Origin of the sequence: Rhodococcus sp. IEGM 1366 (assembly GCF_033142425.1) — a bacterium.
Lineage (GTDB): Bacteria > Actinomycetota > Actinomycetes > Mycobacteriales > Mycobacteriaceae > Rhodococcus_F > Rhodococcus_F globerula.
On the sequence record NZ_JAWLRZ010000004.1, the window covers coordinates 150276 to 177271 of the forward strand.

Annotated in this window: 23 protein-coding genes; 7 read left to right on the forward strand and 16 right to left on the reverse strand. The window is 62.8% G+C overall.

Features of this window, described 5'->3' with window-relative positions:
- Nucleotides 1–404: 404 nt before the first annotated feature.
- The 5 genes from R4P64_RS13430 to proB all read left to right on the forward strand — a co-directional run bounded on the left by R4P64_RS13430 (nt 405) and on the right by proB (nt 7400).
- On the forward strand, nt 405–3650 hold the full coding sequence (locus R4P64_RS13430; protein ID WP_317821212.1) for a translation initiation factor IF-2 N-terminal domain-containing protein: 3246 nt from the start codon (nt 405–407) through the stop codon (nt 3648–3650).
- A gap of 322 nt (nt 3651–3972) precedes the next feature.
- Entirely contained in the window at nt 3973–4284 is a 312-nt protein-coding gene (gene rplU / locus R4P64_RS13435) for a 50S ribosomal protein L21 (protein ID WP_033232889.1), read from the forward strand.
- Between the two features lie 42 nt (nt 4285–4326).
- Complete coding sequence (gene rpmA, locus R4P64_RS13440; RefSeq protein WP_003944532.1) at nt 4327–4596, forward strand: 50S ribosomal protein L27; 270 nt, start codon at nt 4327–4329, stop codon at nt 4594–4596.
- A 215-nt stretch (nt 4597–4811) separates the two neighbouring features.
- Nucleotides 4812–6263: a GTPase ObgE gene (gene obgE / locus R4P64_RS13445; protein ID WP_033232892.1), complete on the forward strand. Its 1452-nt coding sequence runs from the start codon at nt 4812–4814 to the stop codon at nt 6261–6263.
- 33 nt (nt 6264–6296) lie between these two features.
- On the forward strand, nt 6297–7400 hold the full coding sequence (proB, locus tag R4P64_RS13450) for a glutamate 5-kinase (RefSeq protein WP_033232894.1): 1104 nt from the start codon (nt 6297–6299) through the stop codon (nt 7398–7400).
- Here proB and R4P64_RS13455 read toward each other — a convergent pair.
- The gene (locus R4P64_RS13455; RefSeq protein ID WP_394855608.1) at nt 7373–8233 is read right to left on the reverse strand and encodes an NAD-dependent protein deacetylase; all 861 of its coding nucleotides are present in this window, start codon (nt 8231–8233) and stop codon (nt 7373–7375) included. The two genes, proB and R4P64_RS13455, sit on opposite strands and share 28 nt — an antisense overlap.
- A 156-nt stretch (nt 8234–8389) precedes the next feature.
- Here R4P64_RS13455 and helR point away from each other — a divergent pair, with 156 nt between their 5' ends.
- Nucleotides 8390–10555, forward strand: coding sequence for an RNA polymerase recycling motor ATPase HelR (helR, locus tag R4P64_RS13460; protein WP_317821216.1), 2166 nt, complete (start codon nt 8390–8392; stop codon nt 10553–10555).
- Between the two features lie 3 nt (nt 10556–10558).
- On the opposite strand, the gene R4P64_RS13465 is transcribed toward helR, so the two are convergent.
- The 14 genes from R4P64_RS13465 to R4P64_RS13530 all read right to left on the reverse strand — a co-directional run bounded on the left by R4P64_RS13465 (nt 10559) and on the right by R4P64_RS13530 (nt 24930).
- On the reverse strand, nt 10559–11491 hold the full coding sequence (locus tag R4P64_RS13465) for a D-isomer specific 2-hydroxyacid dehydrogenase family protein (protein ID WP_033232897.1): 933 nt from the start codon (nt 11489–11491) through the stop codon (nt 10559–10561).
- Nucleotides 11492–11500: 9 nt separating this feature from the next.
- Complete coding sequence (locus tag R4P64_RS13470) at nt 11501–11899, reverse strand: ectoine synthase (protein ID WP_033232898.1); 399 nt, start codon at nt 11897–11899, stop codon at nt 11501–11503.
- Between the two features lie 16 nt (nt 11900–11915).
- Entirely contained in the window at nt 11916–13178 is a 1263-nt protein-coding gene (gene ectB / locus R4P64_RS13475; RefSeq protein ID WP_033232899.1) for a diaminobutyrate--2-oxoglutarate transaminase, read from the reverse strand.
- Between the two features lie 48 nt (nt 13179–13226).
- Complete coding sequence (gene ectA, locus R4P64_RS13480) at nt 13227–13742, reverse strand: diaminobutyrate acetyltransferase (RefSeq protein ID WP_033232901.1); 516 nt, start codon at nt 13740–13742, stop codon at nt 13227–13229.
- A 140-nt stretch (nt 13743–13882) separates the two neighbouring features.
- Nucleotides 13883–15982: a RecQ family ATP-dependent DNA helicase gene (locus R4P64_RS13485; RefSeq protein WP_045067889.1), complete on the reverse strand. Its 2100-nt coding sequence runs from the start codon at nt 15980–15982 to the stop codon at nt 13883–13885.
- Nucleotides 15983–16021: 39 nt separating this feature from the next.
- On the reverse strand, nt 16022–16498 hold the full coding sequence (locus R4P64_RS13490) for a GyrI-like domain-containing protein (RefSeq protein ID WP_317821221.1): 477 nt from the start codon (nt 16496–16498) through the stop codon (nt 16022–16024).
- A gap of 3 nt (nt 16499–16501) precedes the next feature.
- Nucleotides 16502–17368: a ribokinase gene (locus tag R4P64_RS13495; RefSeq protein ID WP_317821223.1), complete on the reverse strand. Its 867-nt coding sequence runs from the start codon at nt 17366–17368 to the stop codon at nt 16502–16504.
- A complete protein-coding gene (locus R4P64_RS13500; protein ID WP_317821225.1) occupies nt 17365–18810 on the reverse strand; it encodes an MFS transporter in 1446 nt (481 codons plus the stop codon). Before R4P64_RS13500 ends, R4P64_RS13495 begins: the two co-directional genes overlap by 4 nt.
- A 218-nt stretch (nt 18811–19028) precedes the next feature.
- Complete coding sequence (locus R4P64_RS13505) at nt 19029–19463, reverse strand: nucleoside deaminase (RefSeq protein ID WP_317821227.1); 435 nt, start codon at nt 19461–19463, stop codon at nt 19029–19031.
- Complete coding sequence (locus R4P64_RS13510; protein ID WP_317821228.1) at nt 19460–20437, reverse strand: ornithine cyclodeaminase family protein; 978 nt, start codon at nt 20435–20437, stop codon at nt 19460–19462. Before R4P64_RS13510 ends, R4P64_RS13505 begins: the two co-directional genes overlap by 4 nt.
- Nucleotides 20438–20447: 10 nt before the next feature.
- On the reverse strand, nt 20448–21377 hold the full coding sequence (locus R4P64_RS13515; protein WP_317821229.1) for an ABC transporter permease: 930 nt from the start codon (nt 21375–21377) through the stop codon (nt 20448–20450).
- Nucleotides 21374–22450, reverse strand: coding sequence for an ABC transporter permease (locus R4P64_RS13520; protein WP_317821230.1), 1077 nt, complete (start codon nt 22448–22450; stop codon nt 21374–21376). Before R4P64_RS13520 ends, R4P64_RS13515 begins: the two co-directional genes overlap by 4 nt.
- Complete coding sequence (locus R4P64_RS13525; RefSeq protein WP_317821231.1) at nt 22447–23949, reverse strand: ABC transporter ATP-binding protein; 1503 nt, start codon at nt 23947–23949, stop codon at nt 22447–22449. The genes R4P64_RS13520 and R4P64_RS13525 overlap by 4 nt, the downstream gene beginning before the upstream one ends.
- Nucleotides 23950–23952: 3 nt before the next feature.
- A complete protein-coding gene (locus R4P64_RS13530) occupies nt 23953–24930 on the reverse strand; it encodes a BMP family protein (protein WP_092808688.1) in 978 nt (325 codons plus the stop codon).
- A gap of 170 nt (nt 24931–25100) precedes the next feature.
- Here R4P64_RS13530 and R4P64_RS13535 point away from each other — a divergent pair, with 170 nt between their 5' ends.
- Entirely contained in the window at nt 25101–25823 is a 723-nt protein-coding gene (locus R4P64_RS13535; RefSeq protein ID WP_317821232.1) for a GntR family transcriptional regulator, read from the forward strand.
- Nucleotides 25824–25840: 17 nt separating this feature from the next.
- Here R4P64_RS13535 and R4P64_RS13540 read toward each other — a convergent pair whose 3' ends face one another.
- Nucleotides 25841–26944 carry an NADH:flavin oxidoreductase/NADH oxidase gene (locus tag R4P64_RS13540; protein ID WP_317821234.1) on the reverse strand — a complete coding sequence of 368 codons (1104 nt, stop codon included), beginning with the start codon at nt 26942–26944 and terminating at the stop codon, nt 25841–25843.
- Between the last annotated feature and the right edge of the window lie 52 nt (nt 26945–26996).

Below are 26996 nucleotides of genomic sequence, written 5' to 3' on the forward strand. Positions count from 1 at the left end.
CTTGCAAGTAACGGGCGCATCGGTGTGGGATACTGCTATTGGTTGAAGCGCAATTTTTGTTCTACGTGTGTTCAACCGGATGACACCCAAGTTTCGATGTGACACCAGGTTCGACGTGACATTGCGCTCGATGCCCTTTCATCGCTGCTATCGGTCAACAGGAAATCCCTGGACCTTTGCACGCTGGATGATCAGGCGCTCGGGCCACGAACCTCACGGACAACAGCCATCCAGCCAGGCACTTCATGTGTACGCAGTGAATAACGGGCACTACGGACCATGCGGAGCGAGACCTTACAATCTCGCACTCACTTCTGAGTGCGAGTACACACAGCGCGCCCCTGCGTGGCCGCGTGACAACTCGATTGCAGAGTTGGACGCGCCCGGGGGCTGAGGAGACTTACGTGGCCGATCAAGCCCCAACAGATTCAGAATCGAACGAAACTCCGGTCTTTCCGGACAAGATGCGCGTACATGCGCTGGCTAAGTTGCTGGGAATCACCAGCAAGCAGGTGCTCGCGGAGGCTGCTGCCCTCGGAACCGAGATTCGCAGCGCTCAGTCGAGCGTGCACCGTGATGTCGCCGAGCGCATCCATGCATCTCTGCATGCTGTTGCCGATGCCATCGAGCCGGTAGCTGCAGAACTCGACGCCCTGATCGACCCCGTTGTCGAGAAGCCTGTCGAGACGCCTGTCGAGACGCCTGAGGCTCCGTCCGTTGCGGAAAAGCCGGCCCGTGCGCGTCGTTCACGCAAGAAGGTTGTCGCAGAAGAGCCCGCTGTGGTTGAGCCCGCTGTGGTTGAACCTGCTGTGGTTGACCCCGCCGTTGCCGAGATCGCCGCAGATCTTGATGCGGCCGCAGCGTTGCAGGTTAGCGAGCCCGAGCAGTCGGATCTCTTCACGTCCTTCGAAGCAGCGCAGACTCACGCACCCGAAGCGGAGCAGGCACCGGCTCAGGTCCCGCTCTTCCTGCAGCCTGACATGGAAGCGGTCGAGGTTGCGCCGCGTCGTCGCCGGGCTCGTCGTGAACCGGCAGCACCGGTGGTCGAGGAGAAGTCGAGCGCACCGGTCGAGACCGAGAGCGCACCGGCCGAAACAGCTGTCGTCGAGGCAGCGGCAGTCGAAGCAGCTGGAGTCGAAACCAGGCAGACCCCGGAGACCGTCACCGCACCGCAGGCTGAGGGCGAGAACGCCGAGGCCGAATCCGACGAGGAAGACGACGACCAGCCGCGTCGTCGTCGCCGTGGACGTCGTGGCCGTGGCCGTGGGCGCGGTGAGCAGGCGGGCGAACAGAGCGAGGACGAGTCCGAATCGGACGAATCGACCTCCGAGTCGGCTCCTGATGCCGCTAAGATCACGTCGACGGACGTCGCGGCCAAGTCCGAAGAAGCCGAGAGCGACGCCGAGTCCGAGAGCAGCGAAGATTCCGATCTCGACGCGGATGGCAACAACCGTCGTCGCCGTCGTCGCCGTCGTCGTAAGACCGGCTCCGACAGCGGAGCCGATGCCACAACGACGTCCGAGGACGACCCGCCCAACACGGTCGTTCACGAGCGCGAACCGCGCAGCAAGACGCGTGTCGTGCGCGACGAGGTTCAGGGAATCAGTGGCTCCACGCGACTCGAAGCCAAGCGTCAGCGTCGCCGCGACGGGCGTGATGCGGGGCGTCGTCGTCCGCCGATCCTGACCGAGTCCGAGTTCCTGGCCCGCCGCGAGGCCGTTGATCGCGTGATGGTTGTACGCGATCGCGCCGACAGCGGTCAGCCGCACGCAACGACGCAGGTAGCAGTCCTCGAAGACGGAGTCCTCGTCGAGCACTTCGTCACCAACTCGGCCGCCGCGTCGATGGTGGGCAACGTGTACTTGGGCCGCGTCCAGAACGTGCTGCCCAGCATGGAAGCTGCGTTCATCGACATCGGGCGTGGACGCAACGGTGTGCTGTACGCCGGTGAGGTCAACTGGGAAGCTGCCGGTCTCGGCGGCAATTCCCGCAAGATCGAGCAGGCTCTCAAGCCGGGCGATCAGGTTCTGGTGCAGGTCAGCAAGGATCCGGTCGGACACAAGGGTGCCCGTCTGACCACGCAGATCTCTCTGGCCGGACGTTTCCTCGTCTACGTGCCCGGTGGTTCGTCCACCGGTATCAGCCGCAAGCTGCCAGACACCGAGCGCAAGCGTCTCAAGGAAATCCTGCGCGACATCGTTCCGGCCGACGCCGGCGTGATCATCCGCACGGCGTCCGAAGGTGTCAGCGAAGAGGAGTTGGCGCGCGACGTCACTCGTCTGCAGGCTCAGTGGGCGGGAATCGAAGAGCAGGCCGCCGCGGCGGACTCCGGAAAGTCGGGCAGCCCGCAGGCGCTGTACGAAGAGCCGGACATGCTGGTCAAGGTTATTCGTGACCTGTTCAACGAGGATTTCTCCAAGCTGGTCATCGAGGGCGACAAGGCTCACGGCACGGTGGAGAACTACATCAACTCCGTCGCTCCGGATCTCCTGCCGCGCCTCGAGAAGTACACGCCGAACAACGGCATCGACATTTTCCAGGCCCGTCGCATCGACGAGCAGTTGGCCAAGGCTCTCGATCGTAAGGTGTGGTTGCCGTCCGGCGGCACGCTGGTGATCGACCGCACCGAGGCCATGACTGTCGTCGACGTCAATACCGGCAAGTTCACCGGCGCCGGCGGCAACCTCGAAGAGACCGTGACGCGCAACAACCTCGAAGCTGCCGAGGAGATCGTTCGTCAGATGCGCTTGCGCGACATCGGCGGAATGATCGTCGTCGACTTCATCGACATGGTGCTCGAATCGAATCGCGATCTAGTCCTGCGTCGACTGACCGAATGCCTGGGCCGTGATCGCACGCGTCACCAGGTATCCGAGGTCACGTCGCTCGGTTTGGTCCAGATGACCCGTAAGAAGCTGGGCACCGGGCTGGTCGAGGCCTTCTCGACAACCTGTGAGCACTGCCACGGTCGCGGCATCATCGTCCATTCCGAACCGGTCGAGATGAAGACCGCTGACGACGGCGGTGCACGGTCATCGCAGCAGCGCAGCGAATCCGGAAGCTCACGCAAGAACAAGCGTGGCCGCTCGGACAAGCCGGCCGCCGCAGAGTCCAACGGACACGAAGCGCCGACGCCGGAGGTTCCGGCCGTCGACGCGACAGTCAAGCGGGCACATCCCGTGGCATTGGCGATGGCTGCACATCACGACGAGCACAGTCACGACGAGCACAGTCACGACGAGCAGAGCGCTGTGCCGGCGGAGGTAGATGCATCCAAAAGTGCCGAGCCGACGCCGGTGGCCGCGGATTCGTCCGCTGCCGATTCTGGCCGGGCTACTGATGTTGCTGTGGATGGTGTTGCGGCGCAAGCAGATAGCAGCGGTGGTGATGCCGCGGCCGTTGAGACCGCTCCGCGGAGTCGTCGTCGCAGTCGCAGGGCGTCTCGGGCTGCGTCAGCACCCAGTGTCGAGGCACCCGAGGTCGGCACGGTCTTTGTCCTGCCGACGCCCGAACCTGTGGCGGAAGCCGTAGCGGAGCCTGTCGCTTCCGGCACAGCGGCGCCGGTGGCAGACGACGTCGTTGTGGTCAAGAGGCCGCGTCGACGCCGAGCAGCAGCACGTCCGGCCGGTCCGCCGGTTGACGGCGAGTAAGAACTACCTCCTTTCGGAAATTGGCTTCGGTGCCCGACCCGCTGTGGCGGGCGCCGAAGCCATGACCCGAAGTTTCTGCTGGTAGACGCAGTAAATGCAGGATCGTTTCACCCCTCGGCGGGGCGGTTTGACCATGACGGTTGCTTTCCCGTAACCTTGCATAGTCGCCACCCGGCGGTAGAGATTCCGTGTGCCTAGAGTGCGGGAATGTCCCGATGCATCAGCATCGAGCCGAGGTGACATAAACCAGACCAGTCGCGATGCATTTGACGCCTCAGGCAGCAGCGCGAGCAAGTTCGAAGAAGCAAGGGGTAGCCCTCCGATGGCAACGTACGCGATCGTCAAGACCGGCGGAAAGCAGTACAAGGTCGCTGTTGGTGACCTCGTCAAGGTCGAGAAGATCGAGGGTGAGCCCGGCACTGCTGTCTCGCTTGCTCCCGTTCTCGTGGTTGACGGATCTGACCTGACCACCGACACGGCCAAGCTGGCCAAGGTCGCAGTCACCAGTGAGATCGTCGAGCACACCAAGGGCCCGAAGATCCGCATCCACAAGTTCAAGAACAAGACCGGTTACCACAAGCGTCAGGGCCACAGGCAGCCGCTTACGGTGCTCAAGGTCACGGGCATCAAGTAACCAGTTCTTTCTAGCTAATTTCACCCGAGGAGGGTCAATAGCATGGCACATAAGAAGGGTGCATCCAGCTCCCGTAACGGTCGCGATTCAAACGCCCAGCGCCTCGGCGTGAAGCGCTTCGGCGGCCAGTCCGTCAGCGCAGGCGAAATCCTGGTTCGCCAGCGCGGCACGCACTTCCACCCCGGCGTCAACGTCGGCCGTGGCGGCGACGACACCCTGTTCGCTCTCGCTGCCGGTGCAGTCGAGTTCGGCCAGAAGCGTGGACGCAAGACCGTGAACATCGTTCCGGCCGTCGTTGCGGCTGAGGTCTAGTCTCTCTCGCTAGTTGTGTGTCACAGGTGCTGCTGTTTTCAGTGAGGCCGTGACGCGTTCCAAGCTCCCAATAGGGGCGGACCAGGGTTGAAATAACCCGGTCCGCCCCTATTGTTTGTTTAAGCAGTACCTATTACCCCCCGAGCAACCCTGCTCACCAGAAGTTCAGCTCATCGCGTGAGACCCGCAATTGACTGAGGAAGGATCCGGCAGTCATGTCCCGATTCATTGACCGTGTTGTGCTGCACGTCAGCGCTGGAAAAGGCGGCAATGGTTGCGCCTCCGTACACCGCGAGAAGTTCAAGCCGCTCGGCGGCCCGGACGGTGCGAACGGCGGACGCGGCGGCGACGTCGTTCTCGTCGTCGACGAGAACATCCACACTCTCCTCGACTTCCACTTCCATCCCAATGCGAAGGCCACCAACGGCAAGCAGGGTGCCGGCAGCAACCGTGAAGGTGCCAACGGCGAAGATCTGATCCTGAAGGTTCCGGACGGCACCGTCGTGCTCGACACGGACGGCAATGTCCTGGCTGACCTCGTCGGCGTTGGTAGCCGCTACGACGCCGCTCAAGGCGGACGTGGTGGACTCGGCAACGCGGCATTGGCCTCGAAGGCCCGCAAGGCCCCCGGCTTCGCGTTGCTCGGTGAAGACGGCGTCGAGCGTGATCTGGTTCTCGAGCTCAAGTCGGTTGCCGACGTGGGTCTGCTCGGATTCCCCTCCGCCGGTAAGTCTTCACTGGTTTCCGTCCTCTCGGCAGCCAAGCCGAAGATCGCGGACTACCCGTTCACGACACTGGTCCCCAACCTCGGTGTCGTCTCCAGTGGTGAGACCACGTTCACCGTCGCAGACGTTCCCGGACTGATCCCCGGTGCCAGCGAAGGCCGCGGTCTGGGACTGGACTTCCTGCGCCACATCGAGCGCTGCGCCGTACTCGCGCACGTGATCGACTGCGCAACTCTGGATCCGGGACGCGATCCGATGTCCGACATCGACGCCCTCGAAGCGGAACTGGCCGCGTACACGCCCGCGCTGTCCGGCGACTCGGGACTCGGTGACCTCGACAAGCGCCCGCGCGTCGTCATCCTCAACAAGGCGGACGTGCCTGAGGCTGCGGAGTTGGCCGAGATGGTCACACCGGAGATCGAAGCCCGCGGATGGCCGGTATTCACGATTTCGGCCGTGAGCCGTGAAGGTTTGCGCCCGTTGACATTCGCGTTGGCGAAGATGGTGCGCGACTACCAGGAGGCTAACCCCAAGCCGGAGCCGAAGCGTCAGGTCATCAGGCCGATCAAGGTCAAGGATTCCAGCTTCACCATCGAGAAGGATCCCGATATTCCCGGTGGATTTGTCGTCCGCGGTACGCGTCCGGAGCGGTGGATCCGTCAGACGGCCTTCGACAACGACGAAGCCGTTGGCTACCTTGCCGACCGTCTCGCACGGTTGGGCGTCGAAGATGCACTGGTCAAGAAGGGCGCACAGCCCGGGGCATCGGTCACGATCGGTGACGTCAGCTTCGAGTGGGAGCCGATGACTCCGGCCGGTATCGACTTGACCCGTACGGGCCGCGGTACCGATCCGCGACTCGATCAGGTCGAGCGCATCGGCGCCGACGAGCGTAAGCACGCTCGACGCGTTCGCCGCGGTTTGCTCGACGAAGACAGCTAACACACGCGAAACCAGAAGCGAGGGAACGGGACTGTGCTCGGTTCCACCAGGGAGTCGATTGCGTCGGCTCACAGTATTGTCGTGAAGATCGGGTCGTCCGCACTGACCAGTTTGGTTGCGGGCCTCGATACCCATCGGCTGGATCTGCTGGCCGACGCCATCGAAGCTCGCATGCGTGCGGGTTCGGACGTCGTTGTGGTGTCCTCCGGTGCCGTGGGTGCCGGATTGGCTCCACTGGGGCTCACCAAACGACCTCGCGACCTCGCAACAAAGCAGGCGGCAGCCAGCGTCGGACAATTGGCGCTGGCTCATGCCTGGGGTACGTCCTTTGCGCGCTACGGGCGAACCGTGGGGCAGGTTCTGCTCACCGCTGACGACATCGCTCGGCGGACACAACACCGCAACGCTCAGCGCACCCTCGATCGACTTCGGGCATTGCACGCGGTGGCGATCGTCAACGAAAACGACACTGTCGCAACAACAGAACTCCGTTTTGGTGACAACGATCGACTGGCCGCATTGGTGGCTCACCTCGTCGGAGCAGACGCGCTGATTCTCCTGTCGGATGTCGACGGTCTGTACGACGGTGATCCCCGGAAGGGTAGTGCCACACTGATTCCCGAGGTCAACAGCCCCGAGGATCTTGACGGCGTCGTGGCCGGTTCGGGTGGCGCGCTGGGTACGGGCGGCATGGCGTCCAAGCTCTCAGCTGCCCGTTTGGCCGCCGATTCCGGTGTGCCCGTTCTGCTTGCGGCTGCGTCCGACGCGGCTGCAGCCTTGAGCGGTGCCGATGTGGGAACCGCGTTTGCCGCGCGGCCCACCAGGCTCTCGGCCCGCCGGTTCTGGGTGCGTCATGCCGCAGATACACAGGGCGACGTGCATCTCGATGAAGGCGCAGTTCGGGCGGTCGTCACAAAGCGTCGTAGCTTGCTGTCTGCCGGAATCGTCGGTGTCTCAGGTGATTTCCATGCCGGCGACGTGGTGTCGTTGATGGGCCCGGGGGAGAAGCCCGTTGCCCGTGGTGTTGTCGCGTTCGATGCGTCGGAGATCGAGGAAATCCTCGGACGCTCCACCGCGGATCTGCCGGCGGATATGCAGCGTCCGGTTGTTCACGCCGATGACTTGGTAGCGCTGTAGCTTTCGCTCGCCGCGAGAGCGGAAAGTGCTTCGGTGCAACCGATGTCGAGTTTGAGGGCGGCGAATTCGTCACCGCGGGTGAGTCCTCGATTGACTATCGCAACGGGCTTTCCCGCTTTCGCGGCGTAGCGGACGAACCGTAGTCCCGACATGACTGTCAATGACGAACCGGCAACCAGTACGGCGTCGGCTTCGTCGACCAGGTTGTACGCGCGGGCAACTCGTTCCTTGGGGACGGACTCACCGAAGTACACGATGTCGGGCTTGAGAATTCCGCCGCACGCGCCGCAGTCGACAACGCGGAAATGCGCGGTCGACTCGATGACCGCATCTGCGTCCGGTGCTATCTCGACTCCCTTTGCCGCAGCAACAGTTTCGGCGAATCCTGGGTTGGCTTCCTCGAGTTGTTCGGCCAGTGTTGTCCGCGAGATCAAACGCTGACAGTTCAAGCAGCGAACCTGTGCGTACGTGCCGTGTAGGTCGATGACATTGCGGGCTCCGGCCTTGGTGTGCAGGAGGTCGACGTTCTGGGTGATGACTCCGACGGCACGGCCACTGCGCTCGAGCGTCGCCGCCGCCCGGTGGCCCTGGTTTGGCCGGGAGCTGTCCATGTACCGCCAGCCGATGTGGTTGCGCGCCCAGTAGTGGCGCCGGAACGCGGAATCGCCGATGAACTGCTGGAAAGTCATCGGATTGCGCGGCGGGGAATCGGGCCCGCGGTAGTCGGGGATTCCGGAGTCGGTGGAGATGCCCGCGCCGGTCAAAATTGCGAGTCGGCGCCCAGACAGGAGCTCGGTAAGGGCGTCGAGGCGACTGTCACTGGTTGGCACCATTCCAGGATAGGCCGTCAGCGTCAGTAGGCGCGCGCTTCCACTTTCAATATATAGCCGACTGGGGGGCTTGCGGCAAGGCCGGGGCAGTGCCGCAGAATGGCTCTTCCGATCCCAGGTGACTGAGGGATCGGAAGAGCCATGGAAGTGGAGGGGCACGTGCCAACCCAGGGGTACGAAGACGAATTGAGCGCCGAGCAGGCTTACGTGGAGGGGCTTTACGCGCGGCTCGATGCCGAGCGTGCGCGAGTGAAGGGGAGGTACACCACAGCATTGCGGGGAGACGGCGGAAACCTCTTGCAACGCGACGACGAGGTGCGCGCCCTTGCCACCGAGGCAAAGCGGCTCGATGTGGCAGACAACGGGCTGTGTTTCGGACGGCTGGACAGTCTCGATGGTGAGCACAGTTACATCGGTCGCATCGGCCTTCTGGACGCGGACAACGAGTACGAACCTGTGCTGCTCGATTGGCGGGCGCCGGCATCACGTCCGTTCTACGTCGCCACCGCTGCTCACCCGGAAAACATGCGTCGACGCCGCCAGTTCCACACGCGCGGACGTCGTGTGGTCGATTTCACCGACGAGGTGCTCGGCCGGCCGGGTGGTACCGAGCGGGGCGACGCTGCCCTGCTCGCGGCGGTCAACGCACCGCGCGGCAACGGAATGCGCGACATCGTGGCAACGATCCAGGCGGAGCAGGACGACATCGTCCGGCTCGATCACCCCGGGGTACTGGTGATCGAGGGTGGACCGGGAACCGGGAAGACCGTGGTGGCGCTGCACCGCGTCGCGTATCTCCTGTACACCCAGCGGGCGCGGATGGAACGCCACGGCGTACTGGTGGTCGGGCCCAACCCGGCATTCCTCACCCACATCGGCCGGGTACTACCGTCGCTGGGCGAATCCGACGTGGTGTTCATGACGACGGGTGATCTGGTGCCCGGTCGCAGTGTCACGGCTGAGGACCTTCCGGAGGCTGCCCGAATCAAGGGTTCCCTGAAGTTCCTGGACGTGCTCGCGGCTGCTGTTGCCGACCGGCAACAACTGCCCACGGAACCGGTGGTGATCGAACTCGCGGACGCTACGGTGCGGATCGACGCCGAGACTGCGCAGTGGGCCAGAGAAGAGGCACGCGCCAGTGGTCACGCGCACAACGACGCCCGGGCGGTGTTCACCGAGGTACTCACGTGGGCGCTCACCGAGCGCGCGATATCCCGGATCGGCCGGGGCTGGCTGAGCCGGTCGGATCGCGACGCGTGGGAACAACTGCGGGAGGACCTGATCGAGGAGCTCACGGAACATGCCGGGTTCATCGCCGCGCTTGACGAACTGTGGCCGATCCTGACGCCGGAAACGCTTCTTGCAGAGCTGTATACGTCTACCGCGCGACTGCAGGCGGCGGGCGGCGACGACGTGCTGCTGCGCGCGCAGGGTGACGCGTGGACGGTTTCGGATGTGCCGTTGCTCGACGAATTGGTCGACATGTTGGGCCGGGACAAACCCGTCGATCAGGGCGCCGAGCACGAACGCAAGGAGGAAGCCGCCTACGCCGCCGGCGTGCTGGACATGATGATCAGCCGTGAGGACCTCATGGACGACGAGGATCATCTGCTGGCTCAGGACATGCTGTACGCCGAGGATCTGGCCGATCGCTTTGTCGAGCTCGATACCCGCGACCTCGCCGAACGTGCTGCCGCTGACCGGGATTGGACGTACCGCCACGTTGTGGTCGACGAGGCCCAGGAACTATCCGAAATGGACTGGCGGGTGTTGATGCGTCGCTGCCCCGACCGATCCTTCACCGTGGTGGGCGATCTTGCTCAACGACGGTCGGCCGCCGGCGCGATCACGTGGAGCGCGATGATGGAACCGTACGTGCCTGGCCGTTGGGTCTACCGATCACTGTCGGTGAACTACCGCACTCCCGCCGAGATCATGAGCGTCGCTGCGGCCCTGCTCGCGGAGTTTGCGCCGTCGGTCTTGCCGCCGGAGTCGGTCAGGTCGTGTGGCGTAGCCCCGTGGTCGAAGCGAGTCGACCCCGTTGAACTCGGCTCCGCCATAGCGGAATTCGTACGCGATGAAGCCGGTCGCGAGGGCACAAGCATTGTCATCGGTCCACACGGTGTGCCGGGCACGGTGCCGGCGTCGGAGACGAAGGGTTTGGAGTTCGACGCCGTTCTGGTGGTGGAACCGGAACGGATCCTGGCCGAGGGTTCCCGAGGTGCAGCCGAACTGTATGTAGCCCTCACCCGTGCCACCCAACGCCTCGGCGTCCTACATCATGGCCCGTTGCCGGTAGCCCTGGCCGGACTTGACGAAGCCTGAGGATCAGTAGCCCGCGATTGGATCGACCAGTGCTGCGAGGGTCTCTCCGTTCGCAAACCGCGTCACGTTCTTGGACACATGATCGGCGAACGCGGCCGGCCGCACTCCGGGGGGATTGGAATCGTGGGGAGTGATGATGGCGTTGGTCAGATCCCACAGCGGGTGGCCGTCGGGTAGCGGTTCGGGATCGGTGACGTCGAGTCCGGCGCCGCCGATCCGTTCCGTCGCGATCGCGTCCACCAGCGCATCGGTGTCCACGAGGGAACCGCGGGCGACGTTGATCACCCAGGAGTGTGGCTTCATCGCGGCGAGTTGCGTCGCTCCGATGAGATGGCGGGTTTCGGGCGTTGCCGGGGCCGCGATCACGAAGTGATCTGCGCGAGAAAAGATTTCGTTCATACGCATTGCCGGGTAGGTCGACACGGCGCCGGGCACGGGGCTGCCGCTGCGATTGACTGCGATGCTGTCCGCCCCCTGTGCGGCCAGCATCGGGATCAACGCACGGCCGATCCCACCGGCGCCGATAATGGCCACGGTGGAACCCCGCAGTGTGCCGACCTTCGAGAAGAACTCGAACTGACGCCACGTCTTTGCCTCGATGTGGGCCGGCAGATGTTTGACTCCGGCCAGCAGCAACATCAGGGCGTGCTCTGCCACCGACGACGAGAACGCGCCCGCAGCAGACGTCCACGTGATGTAGGTGTCCTTCGGAATCACCCCGGCCTCGAACCAGTCCTCGATCCCGGCCGAGGGGAGCTGCACCCACCGGATCGACGGCGGCAAATCCCTCGGAAACGAATCCGGTGATCCGGCCCAGATCAGGGCGTCGGCCGACTCGAGCGGACTGATCAAACCGCCACCCCGAAGCACAGCACTGTCGAGCAGTGCATCGGGGGACGGGCCGATCGCTACACGTGGTGAGGTGTCAGTCGTCATGGTTTGACGCTACGCGGGCACCTCGACGAGTGGGTAGATTCCGTTCTCGTCATGTACCTCACGCCCGGTGACCGGCGGATTGAACACACACAGCATCCGCATTTCCGTGTCAGGTTCGACGCGGTGACGCTCGTGCCCGTTGAGCAGGTACATCGATCCGGGAGCGAGGTCGTACTCGGTGTTGTTGTCGAGGTCGATCAGCTTTCCGGTGCCTTCGACGAGCCAGACGGCCTCGACGTGGTTGGCGTAGTGGAAGGTGTTGACCGATCCTGCCTTGATGGTGGTCTCGTGGAACGAGAATCCGACGCGGTCGCCACCCAGGACGATGCGCTTGCTGCGCCAGTTGCCGTCCTCGCTGGTGATGTCACGATCGGTGTCGGTGATCTCGGTGGTGGTGCGCACGATCATGGGGGAGTTCCTTTCTCTAGCTGCATACCTTGACGGTCGCTTCGGCCAGAATGGAGAGGCCGTGTTCGATCTCGTCGTCGGTAATCGTCAGCGCGGGAAGCAATTTCACTACCTGGTCGGACGGGCCGGAGGTTTCCGCCAGCAATCCCTCGTCGAATGCCAGTTGGCAGACCTTGCCGGCCCGCTCGGGCTGCTCGAAGACGAGGCCCTGAACCAGGCCCCGGCCGCGGGTCGAGACCTCACCGGGGAACTGATCGGCGAGATTGGCGAAGCACTCGCTGATACGCGCGCCCTTCTTCAGAGTGCTCTTGGTGAGTGCGTCGTCCGACCAGTAATGATCGAGTGCAACCTTCGACGTCACGAATGCCGGGTTGTTGCCGCGGAACGTTCCGTTGTGCTCGCCCGGGCCCCACACGTCGAGTTCGCGTTTGAACAGGGTGAGTGCCATCGGCATGCCGTAGCCGCCGATCGACTTCGAGAGTGTGACGATATCCGGAACGATGCCGGCCTCTTCGAAGGAGAAGAACGGACCTGTACGGCCACAACCCATTTGGACATCGTCGACGATCAGGAGGATTTCGCGATCGGAGCACAGAGTTGCGAGCGCCCGAAGCCACTCGGGGCGAGCGACATTCACGCCACCCTCGCCCTGGACCGTCTCGACGATGACTGCGGCGGGACGGTTGATTCCGCTACCCGAATCGTCGAGGACGCGGGAGAACCACTGGAAGTCCTCGGTGACGCCGTCGAAGTAGTTGTCGAACGGCATCGGTGTCGAGTGCACGAGTGGTATGCCCGCGCCGGCGCGCTTCATCGAGTTGCCGGTGACGGACAACGCACCAAGAGTCATGCCGTGGAAAGCGTTGGTGAAGTTGATGACTGCTTCGCGGCCGGTCACCTTACGAGCCAGTTTCAGCGCGGATTCGACGGCATTGGTGCCGGTCGGGCCGGGGAACTGGACTTTGTAGTCCAGGCCGCGGGGTTCCAAGATGTTGCGCTGGAAAGTCTCGAGGAAGTCGCGTTTGGCAACGGTGGACATATCAAGTCCGTGGGTAATTCCGTCGCTGAGAATGTAGTCAACGAGTGCGGATTTCATGACCGGGTTGTTGTGGCCGTAGTTGAGTGCGCCGGCCCCAGCGAAGAAATCCAGGTAGTCGCGGCCGTTCTCGTCACGAATCCAGGATCCGGATGCGCTGGTAAATACTGCGGGCCAATCACGGCAATAGCTGCGAACCTCGGATTCGAGGGTTTCGAAAATGCTTGCTTCGACGGTATTCATATCTTCTTTGTTCCTCCGGGGCAGGTTGTATACCAACGCGGAAACGCGCTAGTTGCCGATTCGGTACAGATCTTCGGCTTCGTGTCCATCGGGAAAGTTGTTGGGCGAGAACAGGCTCTGCCTACTGATCGGCACATCGCGCCGTCGGGCAAGCGCAGTGAAGAGTGCGATCGAAGCCTCGTTGTCGGGGCTGATCGTCGTCTCCATAGTTGTAACGCCGAGTGGTGCAGTGCGATCCATCAATGCGCCGAGCATGCGGCCGGCAATCGCCTTGCCGCGCTGGTCTTCGTCGACAGCCACCTGCCACACGAACAGGGTTTCCTGCTCGCTGGGGCGGGTGTAGCCGGAAACAAATCCGACCACACGTCCGTCTACTTCCGCAACGATGGACGTTGCACTGAAATCCCTGCACCACAACAGGTATGCATAACTCGAATTGAGGTCGAGCACTCGTGAATCACGTGCGATCTGCCAGAGCCGGACTCCGTCATCGATCTGTGGGCTTCGTAACAACACCGCGTCCGGCGCGGTGGTCGGGATAGCTCTCGTATCAACTGGCTTCATCGGTCATCTGAACGTAACAAGCATCGACACAGAAGTCATGCAGATGTCCGTTTAGGGCCGTGTGGAAGCGGGTACGGCCCAGGTGAGGCCATGTATGTGACGGTCCTCACATTGTGTAACTTTTGGTGTTGTCCGAGCGACTATTTGGGGCTCGCGAGCGCCAGTGGGAGTACCGAATGTGCGCCCGCTTGACGCAATGCGCGGGCTGCCATCGTGAAAGTCCAACCGGTGTCGGCCGTGGCGTCGACCAGGAGCACTGGCCCGCTGTGGGCACTCATATCCGGGACATCCCAGGCGTCAACCAATCCGGCTACGCGGTAGGCGGAGTTTGCCGCTGAGACGGGCGGGTGTTCTGGGCGTAGCGACAGCACACCCAGATCTGTGAGTCGACCCACCTGAGCCAACTTTGCTGCGAGGCTGCTGACAAGCAGTGGGTGAGTGTGGGATTCGAGCGCCATCACACCGGTGGGTCGCTCGGCCCAATCCCAGGCCGCCAGCACGCTGATGCAGGCGCTGACCACGGCGTCCGGCACTTCGGCGTCGGGGCCGTCCAGCAACGCGCGCAGGCGCTGGCCCCAGCCCAGGTCCGACAGGCGTCCGAGGATGCGTCCGGATTCGGGCCCGTCCTTGATCTTTCCCGACAAGTTGACTCCGAGCTTGCTCAGCCCGGTCGGCCACATCTTGCGAGGTTCGAGGTCGAAACCGGGCCGCTGCAGGCGCGCCCGAGTCTCGTCGAGCGCTGCGCTGTCGACGGAAGTGTCGTACCGCTGACCGGTGCAGTTGTCGCAGCGTCCACACTGCGAGTTGTCCGGCGTGAGTCCGGGATCGTCGAGTTGTTCACGGAGAAAAGTCATTCGACAGGTGGTGATGCTCTGGTACTCGACCATGGCGGCCTGCTCGCTCAGGCGAGCTTCGTCGAGACGGCCGTAGCGTTCGGCGTCGTAGACCCACGGTTCGCCGGTGCTGATCCAGCCGCCCTTGACACGTTTGACGGCTCCGTCGACGTCAAGCACTTTGAGCACCATCTCCAGGCGCGTGCGATTCAGTTCGACAAGGGGTTCCAATGCCGGTGTCGATGTTGCCTTTTCGGTGTCCAGGTGCTCGATCACACTGCGTACCAGGTGTTCGCGAGGGAAGGCAACTGACGCGAAGTAGCTCCAGATCTGCTTGTCTTCGGCGCCGGGAAGCAGGATGACGTCGGCGCGATCGGTCGAACGACCGGCGCGGCCGACCTGCTGGTAGTACGAGATCGGCGACGACGGAGCGCCGAGATGGATCACGAAACCGAGATCCGGCTTGTCGAAACCCATTCCGAGTGCAGACGTTGCAACCAGAGCTTTGACGCGGTTGCCCAGCAAGTCCTGTTCCAGGGATTCGCGCTCGGTGGGGTCGGTCTGTCCGGTGTAGGCGGCGACGGTATGCCCACGCTCGGACAGCAGACTTGCCAGATCTCGGGCAGCTGAGACGGTGAGGGTGTAGATGATGCCGGAACCCGGCAAGGTGTCGAGCATCTGCGCAAGCCAGGCTGCGCGCGCTGTTGCCTCGGGAATGTGCACGACGGACAGGTGCAGCGATTCTCGCTCGAGTCCGCCGCGCAGGATCAGTGTTTCCTCGCCGCCCACACCCAGTTGTGCCGAGACATCGGCCACTACCCGGTCATTGGCCGTAGCCGTTGTCGCGAGGACGGGAATGCCGTCGCCGAGTTCGGCGATCAAGGTGCGGATGCGCCGGTAGTCCGGACGGAAGTCGTGACCCCAGTCGGACACACAGTGCGCCTCGTCCACCACAACGAGGCCCGCATCAGCTGCCAATGACGGCAGCACCTGATCGCGGAAGTCGGGGTTGTTGAGACGCTCGGGGCTGACCAGTAGAACGTCGAGATCGTTGGCCGCCACCCGCGCGTGGATGTCGTCCCACTCGGTGACGTTGCCGGAGTTGATGGTGGCGGCTCGAACACCCGCTCGCTCGGCCGAGGCAACCTGGTTGCGCATCAGGGCCAACAGTGGCGAGACGATGACAGTCGGGCCGTGACCGGACGCACGTAGCAACTTCGCGGAGATGAAGTAGACCGCGGACTTACCCCAGCCGGTGCGCTGCACCACCAGCGCGCGCTTGCGCTGCACCACCAGAGCCTCGATAGCCGTCCACTGGTCCTCGCGCAGGCGGGCGTCTGGCCCGGCGAGTTCACGGAGCAGACGCTCGGCTTCATCGCGCAGTACGGGTGCAGTGGTGGCGGTCATGGCTTCCATGGTGCAGGACGGCACCGACAGGTGGGCGTTTCAGACCTTCTCGATCGGCTGCTGAAGTTCGGTTACCCAGCCGTCGACGTCACCCGTGAACGCCAAGGTCACCTCGCGGCTGGGCCCGGCCGCGCGGTATCCGCCCTGCTTGATCCAGTGGCCAAGTGCCTGGTAGGCGGGTAGGCAGTTGTCCATCGACCCGGTGTGCAGGAGCGTCGCCATCTGGGGTTCGGCAGGCAGATCGGTCACGGTGAAGTCATATTCGTCACTGAGGTCCGTTTCTACTGGCAAAGCGGCGTGGACGACGGTCTTCGCCCCGTCATCGGCATCTTCGTAGTACGCGATCGCAGGGCCGGTCGGAACCAGACCGGCGCGTCCTAATACGGCGCTGAGCTGGTCGTAGAGTCCTTGGACAACCGGGCCGATCGACGACGGGTCCATGGCTTCGGCGGTGCCGGTCAACTCCGCCACCCGGACAGTGGGCACGGACTTCACGGAAACTTCGTAGTCGGTCATCTTTCAGCCTCGTTTCGGTAAGTGACGCTCGATGGAGGATCGGGTCGGCGATGACACCGCTGCGCCGTTCACAGTAGTTGCGAGGGCGCCTGCGACGGCGGCAAAGTGCAGGGCGCGATCGCTGTCGAGTACCCATTCCACCGCGAAGGCACCGGTGAAGGCGTCACCCGCACCGGTGGTGTCTACGGGCGTCACCGTCGGGGAATCCGCGTGAACGGTCGTGTCGCGCTCGCGCAGATCGGCACCGCCCGCGCCCAGTGTTGTGACGAGGTACGGAACTCGATCGGTGACCGAGCCGAGCTGGGTCGATTCGGTGTGATTCACGATCAGGATGTCCACCGAGCCGATCAGCTCTTCCGGAAGGTCCTGCACCGGTGAGGGATTGAGGATGACGACGGTGCCGTTTCGCCGGGCGTGTCGTGCCGCGGCGGTAACAGTGGCAAGGGGAATTTCGAGCTGGCACAGCAGGATATCCGCGCCAGCGATGGCACCGAGGTCGTGTTCGGTCAACTCGGTGACGGAAGCATTTGCGCCGGCAACCACGATGATGCTGTTTTCGGCGTCAGCGTCGACGGTAATTGCGGCAACTCCACTGGCACCGTTCACGCTACGCAGCAGTGAGGTATCCACCCCGGCGTCGGCGAGAGTGCTGCGCAATTGGGTAGCAAAACCGTCGTCGCCGACTGCGCCGATGAACGTGACGTCACCGCCTGCCTTTGCTGCCGCGATCGCTTGATTACTGCCTTTGCCACCTGGCGTAGTGGCAAAGGCAGTGCCGAGCAGGGTTTCGCCGGGGGCAGGAAATCGGGGGACCGAGGTGGTCAGGTCCATGTTGATGCTGCCGACGACAACAATGCGGGGCTTGCTCATACCTCCAGGTTATCGGCGGCAGCAGTTTTCTTCCGTCGAACCCTGCGGATGATCCGCCTGGCCTCTTCGTCGGTGGACACCGCCGGTGGTGAGCCTTCGAGTGGCTTGCGCGCTGTTTCCGGAATCATCAGCACCGCGATGCCGCCGATGACTGCGGCGATCATCATGTACATCGGCGCGACAAGATTGCTACCGGTCGAACTCTCGAGTGCCGTCAAGACCAGGGGAGTGGTGCCGCCGAAGATCGACACGGCAAGGTTGTATCCGATTGCCAAGCCGCCGTATCGGATTCCGGTCGGGAACAGTGCGGGAAGGACCGAGGGGAACACTCCGACAAACAGGAGAAGCAGTCCGCCGAGAATGGCGAGTCCAAGGAAAACGGTGACGTAGTTGCCCACTCCGATCAGCAGGTACGCAGGCAGCGACAATACGAAGAATCCGATGAAACCGCTGAGCAACAACGGCTTACGTCCCACCCGATCGGATAATTTGCCGACGTAGCTGATGCCGACCATCATGACGAGCATCACCACGATCATGAGAACCAGTCCGTGGGATTCGTCGTAGCCGAGGGTATTTGTCAGATAGGTCGGCATGTAGCTGAGCAGGCCGTAGTGAGCGATGTTGTAGGTCGCGACGAGCACGATGCACAGAACAAGTGGTCGCCAGTTCTCGACCAGCGTTTCGCGCAGTTTCTTCCCCGTGGATTCGTCGGCGAGAGAACGTTCTTCGGCCTGCTCCATCTGCTGGAACGCGGGTGTCTCTTCCAGTCGAAGGCGCAGGTAGAGGCCGATCAGGCCAAGGGGTCCGGCAAGGAGAAACGGTATGCGCCAGCCCCATTGGAGGAGCTCTTCCGGGCTGACCACTGTCTGGATGATCGTCACGATGCCGGCTGCTGCAACATAACCGGCCAGGGTGCCGAATTCCAGGAAGCTGGAGAAGAAGCCGCGACGCTTGTCCGGGGCGTATTCGGCGACAAACGTACTGGCACCGCCGTATTCGCCGCCAGTTGAAAACCCCTGCAGTAGGCGAAGGAGCACGAGCAGTATCGGCGCCGCCATGCCGATGGACTCGTAACTCGGTACGAGACCGATGGCAAAGGTGCTGCCGGCCATCAGAATTATGGTGGTGGCCAGGACTTTCTTGCGGCCGATGCGGTCACCCAGAGGCCCGAAGAACAGGCCACCCAATGGCCGGACGATGAAGGCAGCAGCGAAGATCGCGAAGGTCGACAGCAATTGCGCACTGCCACTGGCCTCTGGGAAGAATACTTTGCCGATAGTGGTGGCGAGATAGGCGTAGACGCCGAAATCGAACCACTCCATGGCATTTCCGAGCATGGTCGCTTTGACTGCCCGTTTCACCGATGCGTCGTCGGTGACGGTGACATCAGGTGATTCGGCCACTTCGAGAGCGCTGATCGAGTTCTCTGGTGTTGTCATGACATGCGCTCCCCAGCGCAATCATCGAACCGAGCGGGGCACGTACCTGATGCACGCATCTTTGTCTTGCCCACTCGCCGATGAGCCGGTTGGGAACATGATGTCCGCGGGCCCTGTGGCTCGATGCGACCCCCGTCGCTCGGCTCTGGCTCGCGGCAGTGTCCGAAGCCCTGGTGGGCTCCGGACGTCCGGCAAGTAAGACATTCACGGTATCAGCCTCACCCCCGCATGGCGGCGAGGGACTCGGCTTCGAGGAGCGGACCGATGACGGAAACTTCGACATCTGCGGCGGCGATGATCTCCGCGCATCCCAGCTTGAATCGCGGACCGTCGTCGAGGATTTTCGAGAACTCTGATTCCGTCGCCGCAAAAACTATGTGGGTGATGCCCGCCCACACCATTGCGGCGCTGCACATCGGGCATGGTTCACCGCTCGCGAACATCGTCGCATGTGTAGTGGAACCGTCTGCGGCGCCGCGGATCGCGACCAATTCTGCATGCGCCGTCGGGTCACCGGAAGACGTCACTTCGTTGCGGCCTTCGGCAATGACGGTTCCGTTCTCGCCGACGAGTACGGCGCCGAACGGCCGATTGCCGCCACCTGCGGCTTCGGCCGCGAGTGCGATTGCCCGGCGGAGGTGGACGTTGTTCATGCCGTCAAATCCAATTCTGTTCCCACGCCGGCTGCGCGGGCACGGGATAGCAGTATTCGAGCGGTGACAAGGTCTTGAAGGCCGATTCCGACCGAGTTGAACAACGTGATCTGGTCGCTCGATGTGCGTCCCGGCTTCTGGCCGGTGATGACGTGTCCGATTTCGGTCTGGAGGTCTTCAGCGGTGATGGCACCTTCGGCAATAGCGAGCAGGGCGTCTCCGGATTTGGCAAGAGTCGTCGATGTGGCGTCGACGAACAGTGATGCCACTCGCATTCCGGCAGAATCGATTTCGCGCCAATCTGCTCTCGGCGGAGCGCCGACGGCATTGACGTGAAGGCCCGGGTGGAACCAGTCTCCCGACACGATCGGAGAGTGCGACGGCGTCAGCGTGCACAGAATATCGACTGCCGAGGTGACGGCTCGGGGGGATTCCGATCGCTCGACTGCCAGGTTCAGATCAGCGATGCGTTCCTCGAACGTCCGGATCGTGGTCGCGGAGCGCGACCAGACGAGAACCTTCTCGATTCCGCGAACGCGTGCAATCGCGCGCGTGTGTTCCACAGCCAAGGTTCCGGCCCCGACAACGCCGAGAACAGTGCTTGATTTCCTGGAAAGATATTCCGTGGCAACTGCACTGGCTGCGGCTGTACGGATTGCGGTAATTGCTCGCCCGTCGAGCACCGCTTCGCATTCGCCGGTTTCCGCACACGAGAGAATAATCGTAGAGCGCTGAGTCGGCAGGCCGCGAGCGGCATTGGCAGGCATGTCCGAAAGAAGTTTGACCGAACTCGACTGCGCTGTTGCCGCAGTCATCGGAATCGAGTTTCCGCCGTTCGGCAACGGCATCGCGGATGGTTGTGGGTTGAATGCGTCGCCCCGAGCCAGGTCGGCATGGGCGCGCTCGACAGCGTCGTAGATCTCGCTGCGGTCGATCAACGTCGTGATGTCGGAGTGGTTGAGAATCAAAGTCATGAATGGGTCCTTATCGGCTGTTGCCGGTGTAGGGAATGGTCAAGCAGGACGGTGCACTACGGCCCCCGATGAATCCGCTGATCGCGACGATCGCGATGACATACGGCAGCATGACGAGCAGTGCGTACGGAATGTCGATGCCGAGAGCGGGCAATGCAAACTGCAGTGCTTGTGCGATTCCGAAGAACACGCAGGCATAGACGATGCCGAGTATTCGCCATCCGCCGGCGATGACGGCAACCACTGCGAGGTAGCCGAGGCCACCGGTCATGTTGTCGCTGAACGAATGAACTTCCGAGAGTGCAAGTTGCGAGCCGGCAAGGCCGCCCGCGGCAGCAGCAAGAAGGACACACAGATATCGAACGCGTCGTACCGGTAGTCCGGTCCAATCGACCGAGAGTGCGTCCTCGCCGATAGCGTCGATGGTCAGACCGGGCACAGTCCGTTTGGAGAACAGAACGGCCATGGCAACGACGAGTGCGATGCAGAGATATCCGAGCAGGGTCTGGCCGAACAAGGTGGGCCCGATAAAAGGTATGTCACTGAGTACGGGGATATCGACGCTGTGGAATCCGTCGATCGATTGACCTTTTCCGTCGGACAGGAGTACTCGGGATCCGAAGGTTGTCAGACCCAAGGCGAGAGCATTTCCGGCGACTCCGATGACGATCTGATCTGCGCGTAGGTGAACGCTCAGATGAGCCTGTGCGATGCCGAAAACGGTGGCCGCGATGACTCCGGCCACCACACCGAGGACGGGGGAGCCGGTGGTAACAGTCGCAAGAACGCTCGCGAAGGCGCCGGTCAGCATCATTCCCTCCATGCTGAGGTTGAGCACACCGGCACGTTCACTGATCGATTCGCCGCTTGCCGCAACCAACAAGGGAATGGCGAAGCTGACTCCGCTGGTGACGATTCCGGTGATCACTGCAGTACTCATACCGATACAACTTCCTGGCTCGGTGCGGGCTTTCTCGTGCGCGCGGCGGACGTCGTAGTCCACAGTGCGCTGCCTGCGATGAGGATGATGAGAACGGATTCGACTACTGACACGGTTGCCGCGGGAACACCCACTGCCAGTTGGAGATTGATGCCACCCGAGACCAGGAATCCGAGAAGAAGGGAAACAGCCGCTACTGCCGTCATGGACCCGCGGGCGAGCAAACCGACAACAAGTCCGGTGAACCCCAATCCCGACGAGAAACCTTCGGCCAAAACGAAAGGTGCGGTGGCGACAATCATGCCCCCGGCGACTCCGGAAAAGGCCCCAGCGGCAGTCAGACTCAGGAATCGGGTGCGATCGACGGGGATTCCGAGACGGTGAGAAGCTTTCTGCGACAAGCCGACCGATTGCAGCTTCAGTCCGACAGCGCTGCGCTGGAGCAGGACTCCGACTGCGACGACGGCGACGAGGGCAATGAGAAGCGCGATGGTTGCGGGTGACTTGTGCAAGCCGAGTAGTGCAAGCTGGCCGGATTCTTTCAGCGGCTCGGACTGTGGAAGGGTCTCGGACGAAGTCACGGGCTGGCGCAGTAGTGCAGGTTCGTGAACAACGAGTACGACGGCCGCGAGACCCACGAAGTTGAGGAGGAGGGTCGTAATGATTTCGCTGGTACCGCGCCGAACCTTCAGGTACGCAGCGATCGACGCCCAGGATGCGCCACCGACGGCAGCGGACGCCAGTACCAGGACGATGCCCAGTCCGGCCGGAAGTCCCTCCGGAAGCGACACACCGACGGCTGTCGCGCAGATGCCTCCCAAAGCCATCTGGCCTTCGCCGCCAACATTGACCAAACCCGCCCGGTAGGCGATGGTGAAGCCCGCTGCGATGAGCATGAGCAGTGCTGCGTTGTTCAAGGACGTGCCGATGGCGAAGGGTGTCCCGAACATGCCGTCGAAAAGCGCTTCAGTGGTCTCGGCCGGGCCGGCACCGGCGGCCGCGGCGAGAAGGAGGCCGATCAGTGCGGCAATCGCGAGGGCAGCCGATCCGATGACCAGTGGGTGTCGACTCACGCTGCCACTCCCATCATCAGTTCGGTGATCTTGGCCTGTGCAGAAGCGGAATTCGCATCAATCGGCCCCAGCAACTGCCCGCGGTAGGCCACGAAGATCCGGTCGCACACAGCCATCAGTTCGTCCAATTCGCTGGAGATGACAAGCACGGCAGTCCCGGCGTCGGCGACCCGGCGGAGTCTGTCGAGCACAAAGCTGACTGCGCCGATATCGAGACCACGGGTCGGTTGCGCTGCAACGACCGCTGCGAGCCCGTCGATCGAGAGTTCGCGGGCGAGTACAACTTTCTGCTGATTACCCCCGGACAACGAGTGCATCGGGGCGCCAGGGCCATCGGCGCGGATGGAGTATTCGTCGATCGCACTTGCCGTTCGGACAGCCATCTTGGCGCGGTCGAGCAGTCCGAACCGCGTGTAATCCTTCAACCGGCCGAGAAGCAGGTTGTCGGTGACTGTCAACTCCGAGACGATCCCCTCAGCGTGACGATCTTCGGGGACCACCCCGAGGCCGATCCTGGTTCGTGCTGCGGGGTCGAAACCCGTGATGTCCACCGCGTCGAGAAGGATTTTCCCGGTGTCTGCCGTGATTGCGCCGGAGAGGATCGAAGCCAACTCGCTCTGGCCGTTACCCTCGACGCCCGCGATACCGACGATCTCACCTCGATACACGGTCAGATCGACACCAGTGAGTGCTTCGCTTCGATCCGGGCGCGTGAACGAGATGTTGGCAAGTGTCAGTCCGGGCTCGCGCGAAGCGGGGCGCCTGACCACCCGGGCGTGGGAGAGGGGCGCAGCAGAACCCACCATGTCGGTGAGAAGGTCGGAAATCGATGTCTCCGTGAGAAGCCCACCGCCACTGACTTTTCCGCCGCGCAGTACCGTTGCCGCGTCGGCTGCGCGGGCGACCTCACCGAGTTTGTGCGTGATGAGTACAACGGATGTGCCGGCCGCGGCCAGTGCATGGCACGTTCCGATCAGTGAATCGATTTCACCGGGGTCGAGGACCGCAGTCGGTTCGTCGAGTAGCACCAGCTCGGGAGCTCGTAGCAGAGCTTTGACAATTTCCACTTTCTGGCGAGATCCGACGGGCAGGTCGGACGTCAACGCGTCGAGGTCGACGGTCAATCCGTATTGCTGAGAGATGACGTCGAGCTTGGCGGTCAGCGCATCGACCGGAAGGCGAAAACCTTTGGTGCCGAGCAGGAGATTCTCACGGACGGTCATGGTCGGAATCAGGGAAAAGTGTTGATGGACCATCGCAATTCCCGCAGCTATGGCGTCGGCGGGGGACTGCGGCGTATAGGTATGGCCGTTGAGTGTCATCGTGCCTGATGACGGTGTAGTGGAGCCGAAGACGATGTTGCACAGCGTGGACTTTCCCGCGCCGTTCTCGCCGAGGATGCAGTGCACCGAGCCCGGGGCGACGGTCATCGTGACATCGGTCAACGCGGATACCGATCCGAAACGCTTGCCAACGCCGTTCAGTGTCAGTGTGGCCATTGGTCAGTACAACTTCACGGTGCCATCGGCCACGGTTGCCTTGGCCTTCGTCAACGCGGCCGCGGCTGCGGGGTCGCTGCTGCACAGTACGTAGTCGGTGCCGCCCTTGTCGGAAGTGAGTCCGAACGGAACCTGTTCGGCAGCCCACGTGCCGTCGAGTGTCGAGGACACCGCGTATTCGATTTCGGTTCCGATGTCGGTGCGGACGTAGCCGAGATAGGTGGGATCGCTGCAGTCGCCGGGGATGGGTCCACCGCTCATGGTGCCGCCGGCTTCGCGGGCAGCCTGCTGCAATCCCTGCTTACCGAGGTTGACGATCTGTCCGAGAACGTCAGCGCCACCGGAAAATTCGGCGCTGGCAGCTTGCTTGGCCTTGGCTGGGTCGTTGAAGTCGCCGACATATTGTGGGCTGAGGACTCGAATATCCGGGCGCGTCAGTGTGGCTCCGGATTGGAATGCCGATGCTGCGTTGACAATTGCGGGGAGTTCCACGCCACCGACAAATCCGACGGTGCCGGTCTTGGACACGCTCGCAGCAACTGCGCCGGAAAGGAATTCGGCTTCGGCCTGCTGGGGGTCGTAGTAGGCCAGATTGTCGAGCGGAACTGCATCGGCCGGGCCGCCGATTTCGACGAACTTGACGTCGGGGAACTGTGCGGCGATTTTTCGGACGTCGGCGTCGGTTTGGCCGCCGACGGAGATGACCAGGTCGTTTGTCGACGCGAATCGCTGGAGGGCTTGCTGGTAGTCCGCTGCGGCGACCTGCTCGACGTAGCTGGCGTCGATCCGGTCGCCGTACGTCTCGACCATTCGCTGGTAGCCGAGGTAGCCGGACTCCATGAAGCCTGTATCCGAGATCGAACCGGGAAAGAAGACGCCGACGGAGAGGGCGTCACTCGACGGTTCGGAGTCGGCTGAACTGCAGGAAGTCAAGGTCAATGCGGTGGCTGCGACTGCTGCGAGTGCGAGAGGAAGTTTCATCGGGTTCTCCTGAGTTCGTTCGAGCACTTAGCGGTATACCGTTAAGTAGAAGAATGGAGGACCCGTATTTCGTCGGTGTTACCGATACGTAAGGGACTGCACACCGCGTCCCGGGGGATCGTGCACCGCTACGCTCAACTCGAGTGCAGAAGAAGATCGAAGGAGTGCCCGTGTCGACAGAAGTTCCGGTGGATACTCGAAAATCATTGCGAGACATCGCCTATGACGAGATTCGTGGCCGCATCGTCAATTTGGTGCTGGCTCCGGGCGCTCGACTGATCGAACGCGATCTGGCTGCTGAATTGAATGTCTCCCGCATCCCGCTGCGCGAGGCGCTCTCACTGCTGCAACAGGATGGACTTGTTGTCCTGGTGCCGAGGCAGGGAGCGATTGTCTCTCCGTTTACCGTCGACGACGTGCGGGACCTCTTCGATGTTCGCGAGAGTCTCGAAGTGCTGGCAGCGAGGCTGGCCGCTGAACGCGCGGACGCCGACTCGCTGAATGCGCTTTCTGTCCAGCTCGAAACAGCGCGGGCGGCAACCGCATTGAACGACAAGCCGGCGATTGCCGCGGCAAACGCACGGTTCCACTCGATGATTGTCGAGATGTCGGCGAACCCGCTGCTCGAGTCGTTGCTCAGGCCACTCGAGGCGCGCGTCCAGTGGCTGTTTCATCTCACCAAAGACCGTGATCCCGGACAACAGTGCGCCGAACACGAACACCTCTATGCGGCGATAGCCGAGCGCGATCCGGATCGCGCTGCTGCATCTGCATTTTCACACGTCCATTCCGGTCGGGAAATGAGCTTGCACCTCGCGTCGATCTGGGCCGAGCGCAGCATCGATCCCGTCGAAGCGACAAAGACTCGACGCCGCGGCCGCCTTCGAAGCTGAGGTGCCTGCGCCTGCCTTCAGAATGCGCGGGCGTACTGCGACGGAACTCGCGGTCCTACTTCGGCATTCAGCTCACGTGCGGCGCGCCGTGCCCAGTAGGGATCACGCAGGAGTTCGCGTCCCAACAGCACGGCCACCGCACTGCCGTCCTCGACGATCTTCTCTGCCTGCTCGGGTTCGGTGATCAGTCCGACTGCCGCTGCGGGAACCAGGGATTCGTTCTGGATCCGGCGGGCGAAGGGAACCTGGTAGCCGGGCTCGACCGGGATCTGTACTCCCGGCGAATTACCGCCAGTGGACACGTCGACGAGGTCGACGCCGTAGTCGGTGAGGATGTTGGCAAGTGACACAGTCTGATCCGCAGTCCAACTGCCGACCTCGAGCCCACGCTCCTCGCTGACCCAGTCCGTGGCTGACACACGGACGAACAGGGGCAACTCGGCGGGCCACACTTCTCGAACCGCCGTGAGGATTTCGAGGAGGAAGCGGATGCGGTTCTCGAAACTGCCGCCGTAGTGATCCGTTCGCTTGTTACTGAGCGGGGAGAGGAACTGGTGGATCAGGTATCCGTGCGCCGCGTGAATTTCGACGACCTTGAACTCCGCCTGAAGCGCGCGGGTGGCTGCCGCCGCGAAGTCGGCGACGATGCCGGCAATCGCATCTGTTGTCAGTTCCGCGGGCGTTAGGTAATCACCGAATGCCACGGCGCTCGGGGCGACGGTCGTCCAGGACAGGCGGTCATCCTGGTCGAGCGATCTACCGCCACGCCACGGAACCTTCGTCGACGCCTTGCGGCCGGCGTGCGCCAGCTGAATTCCGGGCACCGCTCCGAAGTACGCGAGCTGCGCGTTGATCTCGGCAAACGCGCGAGCCTGCCGCTCGTTCCAGATACCGAGATCGGCGGGGCTGATTCGTCCTTCCGGGCTCACAGCGGTCGCCTCGGTGAGGATCAGGCCGACACCACCGATAGCTCGGCTCGCCAGATGCGTTCGATGCCATTCGTTGGGCACTCCCACCTGATCGCCGATGACATCAGCGGAGTACTGGCACATCGGTGCCATCCACACGCGGTTGGGAATGGTGACGCCGCGCAAGGTGAGAGGTTCGAACAGCACGCTCACGGAGTAACTCCTGACTCGGGGAAGGGGAGGATCACCCGAAGGTGGTCGATCC

What these genes read in the sequence shown, in the direction of transcription:
- rplU (WP_033232889.1), top strand. Translation starts at nt 3,973, where the DNA reads ATGGCAACGTACGCGATCGTCAAGACCGGCGGAAAGCAGTACAAGGTC.
- rpmA (WP_003944532.1), top strand. Translation starts at nt 4,327, where the DNA reads ATGGCACATAAGAAGGGTGCATCCAGCTCCCGTAACGGTCGCGATTCA.
- obgE (WP_033232892.1), top strand. Translation starts at nt 4,812, where the DNA reads ATGTCCCGATTCATTGACCGTGTTGTGCTGCACGTCAGCGCTGGAAAA.
- R4P64_RS13455 (WP_394855608.1), bottom strand. Translation starts at nt 8,233, where the DNA reads ATGGTGCCAACCAGTGACAGTCGCCTCGACGCCCTTACCGAGCTCCTG.
- R4P64_RS13465 (WP_033232897.1), bottom strand. Translation starts at nt 11,491, where the DNA reads ATGACGACTGACACCTCACCACGTGTAGCGATCGGCCCGTCCCCCGAT.
- R4P64_RS13470 (WP_033232898.1), bottom strand. Translation starts at nt 11,899, where the DNA reads ATGATCGTGCGCACCACCACCGAGATCACCGACACCGATCGTGACATC.
- ectB (WP_033232899.1), bottom strand. Translation starts at nt 13,178, where the DNA reads ATGAATACCGTCGAAGCAAGCATTTTCGAAACCCTCGAATCCGAGGTT.
- ectA (WP_033232901.1), bottom strand. Translation starts at nt 13,742, where the DNA reads ATGAAGCCAGTTGATACGAGAGCTATCCCGACCACCGCGCCGGACGCG.
- R4P64_RS13485 (WP_045067889.1), bottom strand. Translation starts at nt 15,982, where the DNA reads ATGACCGCCACCACTGCACCCGTACTGCGCGATGAAGCCGAGCGTCTG.
- R4P64_RS13490 (WP_317821221.1), bottom strand. Translation starts at nt 16,498, where the DNA reads ATGACCGACTACGAAGTTTCCGTGAAGTCCGTGCCCACTGTCCGGGTG.
- R4P64_RS13495 (WP_317821223.1), bottom strand. Translation starts at nt 17,368, where the DNA reads ATGAGCAAGCCCCGCATTGTTGTCGTCGGCAGCATCAACATGGACCTG.
- R4P64_RS13500 (WP_317821225.1), bottom strand. Translation starts at nt 18,810, where the DNA reads ATGACAACACCAGAGAACTCGATCAGCGCTCTCGAAGTGGCCGAATCA.
- R4P64_RS13505 (WP_317821227.1), bottom strand. Translation starts at nt 19,463, where the DNA reads ATGAACAACGTCCACCTCCGCCGGGCAATCGCACTCGCGGCCGAAGCC.
- R4P64_RS13510 (WP_317821228.1), bottom strand. Translation starts at nt 20,437, where the DNA reads ATGACTTTGATTCTCAACCACTCCGACATCACGACGTTGATCGACCGC.
- R4P64_RS13515 (WP_317821229.1), bottom strand. Translation starts at nt 21,377, where the DNA reads ATGAGTACTGCAGTGATCACCGGAATCGTCACCAGCGGAGTCAGCTTC.
- R4P64_RS13525 (WP_317821231.1), bottom strand. Translation starts at nt 23,949, where the DNA reads ATGGCCACACTGACACTGAACGGCGTTGGCAAGCGTTTCGGATCGGTA.
- R4P64_RS13530 (WP_092808688.1), bottom strand. Translation starts at nt 24,930, where the DNA reads ATGAAACTTCCTCTCGCACTCGCAGCAGTCGCAGCCACCGCATTGACC.